We start from the raw sequence: 8,745 nt of genomic DNA, 5'->3' as shown, positions 1-8,745 counted from the left end.
ACACTCGCGAATTTCAGCCGCCAGTCAGTTTCGGGCTGCGATCATGGCAGCCACGATGCGTCTACTGGTGGTCGAAGACGAGCAGCGCCTCGCCGCCGGGCTTCGGAAAGGGCTCGAGGCAGAAGGTTTCGCCGTCGATGTCGTGCACAACGGCACTGACGGCATCTGGATGGCGCGGGAAAACCCGTTCGACGCGATCATCCTCGACGTGATGCTGCCCGGGGCGAACGGTTACCAGGTGTGCCGGACGCTGCGCCGCGAAGGCAATTGGACCCCCATCCTGATGCTGACCGCCAAGGACGGCGTGTGGGACGAGGTCGAGGGGCTCGACACCGGCGCCGACGACTACCTGGCCAAGCCGTTCTCGTACGCGGTGCTGGTTGCGCGGCTGCGGGCGCTGCGGCGCCGCGGTGCGCGACCCCGGCCGACCGTGCTGGAGGCCGGCGAGCTCCGGCTGGATCCGGCGACGCGGCGGGTGTGGCTTGGCGGCGAGCAGATCGACCTCACCAGGCGAGAGTTCTCGATCCTGGAGTACTTCCTGCACCATCCCGACGAGGTGCTGGCGAAGCGCGACATCCTTGACCACGTCTGGGATTTCGACTTCGACGGCGACCCGAACATCGTCGAGGTGTATGTGCGACGACTGCGTATCAAACTGGCCCGGCCGGGCGACGGTGCACTGATCGAGACCGTTCGGGGCGCCGGGTACCGGCTGGTCGTCGCCCGTGATTAAACGCCTCGCCACGATCCGGGCGGGCACCACTGCCGTCGCGATCGTAATCGTCGCCATTGCACTTGTTGCTGGCGCCATGGCGCTTCTCACTGTGCTGCGCGGCACGCTGATAGACGAGGTCAAGGATGCTGCGGGTGCACAGGCGCTCGAGGTGGCGCGCAACCTGGTTTCCGGCCAGCCGCCGATCTTGGAGGTTGCCCCCAGCGACGAGCAGTTGATTCAGGTGCTCGGCCCGGATAGCTCCGTGCTCGCGTCAAGCCGCAATGTCACCGGTGAAGCCGCAGTGGCGCGATTGCGCCCGGGCGAGTCCGGGCAGGTCCTCACTCCGCTCGACAGCGAAGAGTTCATGGCGGTCGCGGAGGGCGCGCAAACCTCCGACGGGCCACGCACGGTGTTGGTGGCGAGGGCGTTGATCGGTGTCTTCGAGACCACCGCGGTGGTCACCAAGGTGCTATTGATCGGATTGCCGTTGCTGTTGGTTGTGGTGGCGGTCACGACCTGGATGATGGTCGGCCGAGCCCTCGCCCCGGTCGACGCGATACGTCGCGAGGTGGACGAGATCTCGGCTGCACAGCTGCATCGCCGTGTGCCGCAGCCGGATGCCGACGACGAGCTCGGCCGATTGGCCGCGACCATGAACCGCATGCTGGAGCGGCTGGAAGGCGCGCGAAACAGTCAGCGCCGCTTCGTATCCGACGCGTCGCACGAGTTGCGCTCGCCGATCACCACCATCCGCCAGCACGCCGAGGTTGCCCTCGCGCACGCCGACCGTATGACGGCCCAGGAGCTCGCCGATGTGGTGCTGGCCGAAGAACACCGGATGCAGGGCCTGGTCGAGGACCTATTGCTGCTGGCGCGCGCGGACGAGCACGTGCCGCTGGCGCGCGCGCCGGTCGACCTCGACGATGTGGCGTTCGAGGAGGGACATCGGCTCCGCGCGACGACCTCCAAGCGGGTGGACACCTCTGGGGTGGGCGCGGCACGGGTGCAAGGCGATGCCGACGCGCTGCGCAGGGTGTTCCGCAACCTCGGCGAGAACGCCGCCCGGCACGCGTCGAGCCGGGTCGACATCGCCCTTGCCGATCTCGGCGACGACGTCGTGCTGACCGTGGATGACGACGGGCCGGGGATCCCCGAATCCGAACGGGCCCGGGTGCTGCAGCGCTTCGTCCGCCTCGACGAAGCCCGCTCCCGCGATGACGGCGGCAGCGGCCTCGGCCTGTCGATCGTCGACGAGGTGGTCAGGTCTCACGGTGGCTCGATGTCGATCACGCAGTCCCCGCTGGGCGGCGCCCGCATCCAGGTGACGCTGCCCGCCGATGAGGGTTGATCGCGTTCAGGCTGCTGTCAGGTAGTTCGCGGCAGCCTGTCGACCATGAAATTCAAGAGCATCGGAATCGTGACGGCCGTCGGAGCGGCGGCGGTCGCCATCGGGACCGGTATCGCAGCGGCGCAACCCGACGATGGTGAGGGAACGCCGATCACCGGTGACGCGCTGACCAAGGCCAGCCAGGCCGCGCTGGCGTTCACCGGCGGCGGAACCGTCACCGGCACAGAGATCGGTGATGAGGAAAGCCTCTACGAGGTCGAGGTGACCAAGGCCGACGGCAGTCAGGTCGACGTCCAGCTCGATCCGAGCTTCGCCGTCGTCGGTAGCAAGACGGACGGACCCGGCGCGGACGCCGAACCCGACGCGCCCGGCAACTAAGGCCGACGATGGATGCCGCCGACGGACACACGGGTCGCCATCTGGTCACGCTCGTGAGCTGTGCGCCCCTCGTGGTCACGCTCGGTGTCGCCTGCGGCGGCGAGTCGACCCCGGTCAAGGCGGACTGCATCAAGGTCGTCTCTGAATCGGGCGAGCGCACCGACGAGTGCCTGCCGGTCGCGCCGGACAGTCAACGCATCGATCTGGCCACCCCGAAATTCAGCCATCCGACGCCGATCACGAACCCGCTACATCCGACCAGTCGTGTCGAGCAGGTCATCTTCGGCGGTCACGTGGACAACAAGCCGTTCCGTACCGAGGTGACCCTGCTGCCGGAGACCAAGGCGACGCCCTATCGCGGCACGACAGTCGACACGGCGCTCATTCAGTACGTCGCGTACCTGGACGGCCGGATCCAAGAGGTGGCCATCGACCGATACGCGCAGGCCGACGACGGCTCGGTGTGGTACTTCGGTGAGGACTATTCCGCCTTCGAGGGCGGCAAGATCACCGACACCGAGGGGACCTGGGTGGTCGACGACAAGATACCGGCGGCGCTGATCATGCCGGCGCATCCGCGCGTGGGTGACGTGTACCGCCCGGAGAACGTACCCGAGGTGGTGTTCGAGGAGGTACGTGTCGACAAGGTCGACATGACCGTGCCCGGCCCGAGCGGAAACATCAGCGGCGCAATGGAAGTCAATGAGCTGCACATGGACGGCATGCGGGAGGGAAAGATCTTCGCTCCTGGCTACGGCGAGTTCTCCACCGGAGTTCCGGGCGGTGACCTGGAGGCGGTGTCGCTCGCGTCGCCGACCGACCGCAGGCCGGATCCGGCTCCGGCCGAATTCGGCGCGCTCTCGGCCGCGGTTCGAGCGGTCTTCGAGGCCGTCGCCGATTCCGACGCCGAACGTGCCAAGCAAGCAGCGACGTCGCTGGATCAGGCGTGGGGTGCGGCGCTGACCAAGGGTGTTCCGCCGCAGGTGGCGTCGCAGATGAAGAGGGACATGGGCGAGCTGGCCACCGCGGTCGACGTCAAGGATTGGAGGGCCGCGCAGTCGGCTGCGTTGCGGGTCGCCCAGAACGATCTCGACCTGCGGCTGCTGTATCAGCGAGTGATCGACGTCGACCTGGCCCGGATGGCGTTGTGGGCAGACCAGCTTCCGATCGACGCAGCAGCCGACGACGCGGGCGCGGTGCTGGCCGATGTGGCTGCGCTGGAACGTGTTTGGGAGCGCAACCGCCACGGCGTCGACTCAGCCGGGGCGGTGGACGCCGCACTGCAGCAGTTGCGCAAGGTGGCCGACGCTGAAGACCTGCCCGCGGTCGACGGTGCCGCGGCCGCGCTCAAGCAGGCACTGGCGGGACTGCATGCCCGCTAGGGCTCCCGCAGCACCGACGCCGGCCGCACCCGGGTGACGGCGGCCAGCGCTGCGGCCATGGCGATCGTCGACGTCGTCGCCATGAACACGGTGAAGACCGAGAGGGCACCCGTGGGGATGGTCAGCAGCGGTGGGGGGAGTGCGAAGAACAGCGAGAGCACCCGGACCTCGAGCAGCGCGAGCCCCAGCCCGACCGGAACGCCGATCAGCATGCTCCCCAGCACGACCAGCACGCCTTCGGAAGCCGGTCCCGCGATGACCTGGGACGTGTCGGCGCCCACGGCCCGAAGGATCGCGAACTCACGGCGGCGTTCGAGCACGAGGAATGCGCCGAGCACGGCGACTCCGACGGCGGCGATCAGCGCGGCTCCGAGCGCTTCGATGCGACTGAGCCCCGCGAGGTTCAATGCGGTTAGGCCCCGCTGGAACGGGTTACCGGCCGTTGTCACGCCGAATCGATCGGACAAGGTTCCGCGGAGTTCGGCGGCCACCGCGTCGGCCGATCGCCCGGCAGAGACGCGGGCGAGGTAGAAGTCAGGGGGAGCCGGGACCGTCCGCGGGATCGCGGCCGTGGACATGACCAGCTCGGCCGGCTGGTCGGGCGGCGGGGTTGTCGGCGGAAACGAGCCGTAGACGCCGAGCACGTGGAGCTTCAGGTTGGTGCTCTTCTCGAAATCGTCCGGATAGATTGTGATCGGCAGCGTGTCACCGGGTCCGACCTCGAAATCGATGGCCAGCTCCTTGAGCAGGAGCACCCCGCGCGGGTCGCTGCCGAGCGCTTCGGGGCCCTGACCCTCCAGGATCCGCGGCGCCATCGTGGACACGTCGGGATAGGTGGACAGGTCGATCGCCATGATCGTCTTGCGGTCGCTTCCCGCCTGCGCGGGCACGAGGCGGAAGGGGCTGACGGCGGCGATCCCGGGGCCGAGGGGCGGTAGCTGGTTCGTCGGGTCGGCCGGGGTGAGGCGCATATCGGAGCCCAAAGCCGCCCCGGCGTCAGTAGCTTTCGCGGTGCGATAGGTCGCCGCGAACGCCAACACCTGGGTGCCGAACGCCACCGCCAACGCTCCGAGCACGAGCGCGACGGCCATCCGCGCCGGACGCCGGCCCGTCCATCGGGTGGCAGCGGCGCGCCACGAAGGCAACGGCCTCGACCGCCCCCGCTCCGCCCGTCGACTCAAGATTGCCAGCACGATCCGGACCGCCAGGAAGGTGACCCCGAGCCAGAAGAAGATGGGTGCCAGCAGCACATAGAACGACAGCGCCAGGGACGTGCCTTCGATCGGGGTCTGCGACAGCCCGCCGGTCAGGTGGTTGATGCCGAGGATGCCCAGGCCGAGGGCGATGAGGATCAGATCGAGGTAGGCGCGTTTCCACATCGGCGTCCAGCCCCGCTCCAGCAGACGGCGTTCCACGGCGACGTCTGACCGGCGTTCTGTGCTTCTGAGCCGGATAAGCCGGATGACCGTGGTCACCGCGCCGACGGCAAGCGCCAGGATCGCCGTGGTGGCGAGCTCTCCCGGCGCAACCCCGCGCCACACGGGTCCACCGGTCACCAAGCTGACGGTGGCGGCTGCGACGAGAAGTCCCACAACCGATCCCGCGAGTCCCACGTCCGCCGCATCGGCCGCGGCAAGGCGGAGCACCTGCCCAGTCGTGGCGCCCCGCAGCCGGAGAAGTGCCTCCTCCCGGCGGTTGGCCTCGGCGAGGGCAGAACCGGCGGCGAGGCCGAGCGCGCCCGCCGCGAGCACGCCCGGAATCCCCAGCAGGAGGAACAGGATCTTCGCGTTGGTGGCATCGGACTGGGCGGTCACCAACGTCTCGGCGGCGTTGTCGGCAACCAGGATTGAGCCCGCCGCCCGACGCTCCAGCAGCGATCGAAGCTGCCCTGACCATGCGGTCGCGCGACTCGGATTCGGCGGATATGCGGCGTGGTCAACGGTCAGGTGGGATTCCAGGCTTACCGGCGGCAGATCGGTGGAGCCCGGATCGAACACCGGGGAGATACCGCCGTGGGTGGCCCACTCCTGCAGCACAGGCGCGATGTCGCGCTGAAAGGTGCTGAAGTCGATGACGATGGAGCGGGGCACGGCGACCACATCGCCCTGCACGTCGCCGTAGGGGATTGAGAACCACGTTGTGGCCTGGCGCAGATCGACCGTCCCGGTGACCGGGAGTGTGAGGGAAAGCTTGGGGGCGTCGCCGGGCAATGCTATCGAAACCGTTGCGGCCGAGGCGAATCCGGAAGTGTTGCGAAGCGCTTCATCCAGCAGCGCGCCACCGCCCGGCCTGCCGCTGACGACACGGAGCCACCCTCGACCGGCGAAGTAGGACGGGTCGACGGCGATCAGGCGGGCGGTCCACTTCCCGGCGCCGGGGGTTTCCACCACCACGTTGGTCGCGGCGAAGGGTTCGGCGCGGGCGACTGCGGGCACCGCACCCAGATCGTGGCTGACGGACGTCATGTCGACGTCGAGCGACCTGCCCATCGCACGCATCTCGATCTGCACCGGTTCCAATGCCACCCGCGTCATGGCGCGGTCGGCGTCATCGACGAAGAGCATCGTCGCCGCCAGCATCGCGACCGGAAACGCGACCCCAAGAGTGCCGAGGACGAGACGTCTCGGCGCACGCCGAATCGTGCGCGCCGTGAGCCAGCGGATCACTGGACGCGCCCCGAGTGCATAGCCACCACGCGATCGGCGTGAGCCGCGACGGTGGGATCGTGCGTGACCATGACGACCGCCGCATCGCGCTCGCGCGCGGCGGCAATCAGCAGCCGAACGATGTCCTGGGCGGTGAGCGAGTCCAGGCTTCCGGTGGGCTCGTCGGCCAGAACCACTGCGGGTTCGGCTACCAGGGCTCTTGCGATTGTCACCCGTTGCTGCTGGCCGCCTGAGAGTTGGTCGGTCAGCTTCATCGAGTGCGGCGCGAGTCCCACTCGTCCGAGCGCGCCGGCCACCCGGCGATCCCGTGCCGCCGGCTCGATTCCGTCGAGCAGCAACGGCACTTCGACGTTCTCCGCTGCGGTCGCTTGGGGAAGAAGCGCCAGACCTTGAACGATGAAACCGCAGGTTCGCCGGCGAAATCGGGCGCGGGCACGTCCCCGCAGCGTCGCCCAGTCAACACCCGTTACGCGCACCTGTCCCTCGTCGGGGGTGTCGAGTCCGCCGAGAAGATAGAGAAGGGTGCTCTTGCCCGAGCCGCTCGGGCCGGTCACCGCCACAACTTCGCCCCGGGCGGCGGCGAGCGACACCGAATCGACGCCGCGAACCTCGTGTCCACCACCGCGGTAGGACCGCGTCACTCCGCGCGCCTCGATGGCAGGCGCTTCAGGCGCCATCGAGGATCTCGCCGTCGCGCATGATGAGGCGCCGGTCGGCCCGCTCGGCGACCTGCGGGTTGTGCGTCACTGTGAGGATGCTCGCGCAATCTCGAGCCTTCAGTGTTGCCAGAAGATCGAGAACGCCTGCGGCCGTTGACTCGTCGAGCTCACCGGTCGGCTCGTCGGCCAAGAGGACCTGCGGCCGCGGCGCCAGGGCGATGGCGATGGCCGCCCGTTGGCCCTCACCGCCGGACAACTGTCCTGTCCGGTGGCGGCGCCGGTCGGCGAGGCCGACCTCGTCCAGAAGTTGGTCCACCCGGGCCCGGATCTGTGTGCGTCCCCGACCCTCGAGGCGCAGCGGCAGCTCGATGTTCTCGGCGACGTCGAGAAGCGGGTGCAGGTTGTCCCGTTGGAGCACCACGCCGACCCGCTGACGGCGCCACCGGGCGCGCGCGGGCGGCGGGAGCCGGGTGAGGTCTTCACCGTCGACGACCACCGCTCCTCCGCTGGGCTCGATGAGCCCGGCCAATACGTAGACGAGTGTGCTCTTGCCGCTTCCCGACGGTCCCATGACGCTCGTCCAGGTGCCCGGCTCGAGGGTCAACGCCGCGCCTCGAAGCGCGATGGTCTCGACTTCGGCCTGGCGGTAGATGTGGTACAGCCCGCGGGCTTCCATTGCGGGGCCGGTTCGGTCGGTCACTTCGGCGCCAGGATGGAGACCAGCCAGACGTCTTCTCGGTGGCCGTTGACGAGGCCGCCGAGCGTGACGAGCCCGACGCCTGGGGCGAAGTACTTGTCTTCGTCCTTGTTGAGGTCGAGCAGGTCTCGGTCGTTGGTCACCAGCACGTCGGAGTAGCGGCCCGCCGGGACCTCGGCCGAGGCGCCGAGCTGTTTGATCAAGGCCACGTCCTCGGCAACCGTCGGCCGGTACTCCTGTCGGTACGCTTCGCCCTGTACCGGGTTGGCCTGCATGATGATGCCGGGCAGTGCTCCGTCGACGCCCGCCTCCCACGAACCGGCGGTGCTGGATACGACCCCGTTGGTGTATTCCTTGGTGTCTTCGCCGAAGTACCAGACGTTGCCCGAGGCGTCCTGCGCGTACCAGTCCGACGTGCGCTCCTCAAGGGCTCCCGTGACGATGTCCCGTACGACGATGGTCCCCACTCCGAAAATGTCCTTCGTCTCTTTGGTCACGGTCAGCTCGATCCGCAGCGGCACCCCGTCGCGCTTGCCTTCGTAGACCATCACGGTCCCCGGAACGAGCGGGAAGTACTTGTTGGTGATCTTGTCGGTGAACTGGGCCGGATCGACCTTGGGGGAGTAGGGGGTCTGCATCAACGGCACCGTCCAATCCGGCGGCGGCGGTGCCGCTGTGGGGCTGCCGGGGTTGATCGACCCCGGCTGCCCGGGCGGGGCCGACGTCGAGCCATTCGAACCGCAGCCGGCCAGCGCGACCGCGGCCATGAAAGCGATGATGAGCCTGCGCATCGCGGTCACCTCCATCGATACATTCGCCGTAAGCATCTGCTGCCATTCCTGAACGGCATCTGAACGCCAGCCGGGCCGGTCACCGATTCCTTTTCGGGGTGCGCCTGGT

8 protein-coding genes are annotated in these 8,745 nt (G+C 68.5%); 4 read left to right on the top strand and 4 right to left on the bottom strand.

The window, feature by feature from the left end; all coding sequences use genetic code 11:
* The first annotated feature begins 55 nt into the window (after positions 1 to 55).
* From VGH85_19265 to VGH85_19250, 4 genes are read left to right on the top strand one after another with little or no spacing between them, the layout of a single operon-like run.
* The gene (locus VGH85_19265) at positions 56 to 733 is read left to right on the top strand and encodes a response regulator transcription factor (GenBank protein ID HEY2175951.1); all 678 of its coding nucleotides are present in this window, start codon (positions 56 to 58) and stop codon (positions 731 to 733) included.
* The gene (locus VGH85_19260) at positions 726 to 2,063 is read left to right on the top strand and encodes an ATP-binding protein (protein ID HEY2175950.1); all 1,338 of its coding nucleotides are present in this window, start codon (positions 726 to 728) and stop codon (positions 2,061 to 2,063) included. Before VGH85_19265 ends, VGH85_19260 begins: the two co-directional genes overlap by 8 nt.
* A 45-nt stretch (positions 2,064 to 2,108) precedes the next feature.
* Complete coding sequence (locus VGH85_19255) at positions 2,109 to 2,441, top strand: hypothetical protein (protein ID HEY2175949.1); 333 nt, start codon at positions 2,109 to 2,111, stop codon at positions 2,439 to 2,441.
* Between the two features lie 53 nt (positions 2,442 to 2,494).
* Positions 2,495 to 3,823, top strand: a complete 1,329-nt coding sequence (locus VGH85_19250) for a hypothetical protein (GenBank protein ID HEY2175948.1) — start codon at positions 2,495 to 2,497, stop codon at positions 3,821 to 3,823.
* Here the strand turns inward: VGH85_19250 and VGH85_19245 are convergent.
* From VGH85_19245 to VGH85_19230, 4 genes are read right to left on the bottom strand one after another with little or no spacing between them, the layout of a single operon-like run.
* Positions 3,820 to 6,489 (bottom strand): FtsX-like permease family protein, encoded by a 2,670-nt coding sequence (locus tag VGH85_19245; GenBank protein ID HEY2175947.1) that lies wholly within the window; start codon positions 6,487 to 6,489, stop codon positions 3,820 to 3,822. The genes VGH85_19250 and VGH85_19245 overlap by 4 nt on opposite strands.
* Complete coding sequence (locus VGH85_19240; GenBank protein HEY2175946.1) at positions 6,486 to 7,166, bottom strand: ABC transporter ATP-binding protein; 681 nt, start codon at positions 7,164 to 7,166, stop codon at positions 6,486 to 6,488. The genes VGH85_19245 and VGH85_19240 overlap by 4 nt, the downstream gene beginning before the upstream one ends.
* Positions 7,156 to 7,848: an ABC transporter ATP-binding protein gene (locus VGH85_19235; protein ID HEY2175945.1), complete on the bottom strand. Its 693-nt coding sequence runs from the start codon at positions 7,846 to 7,848 to the stop codon at positions 7,156 to 7,158. Before VGH85_19235 ends, VGH85_19240 begins: the two co-directional genes overlap by 11 nt.
* Positions 7,845 to 8,636, bottom strand: a complete 792-nt coding sequence (locus VGH85_19230; GenBank protein HEY2175944.1) for a hypothetical protein — start codon at positions 8,634 to 8,636, stop codon at positions 7,845 to 7,847. The genes VGH85_19235 and VGH85_19230 overlap by 4 nt, the downstream gene beginning before the upstream one ends.
* Between the last annotated feature and the right edge of the window lie 109 nt (positions 8,637 to 8,745).

The organism is Mycobacteriales bacterium, from assembly GCA_036497565.1.
Lineage (GTDB): Bacteria > Actinomycetota > Actinomycetes > Mycobacteriales > QHCD01 > DASXJE01.
The sequence above is the reverse complement of the archived record's forward strand: the minus strand, read 5'-3'. Positions and strand labels throughout refer to the sequence as shown.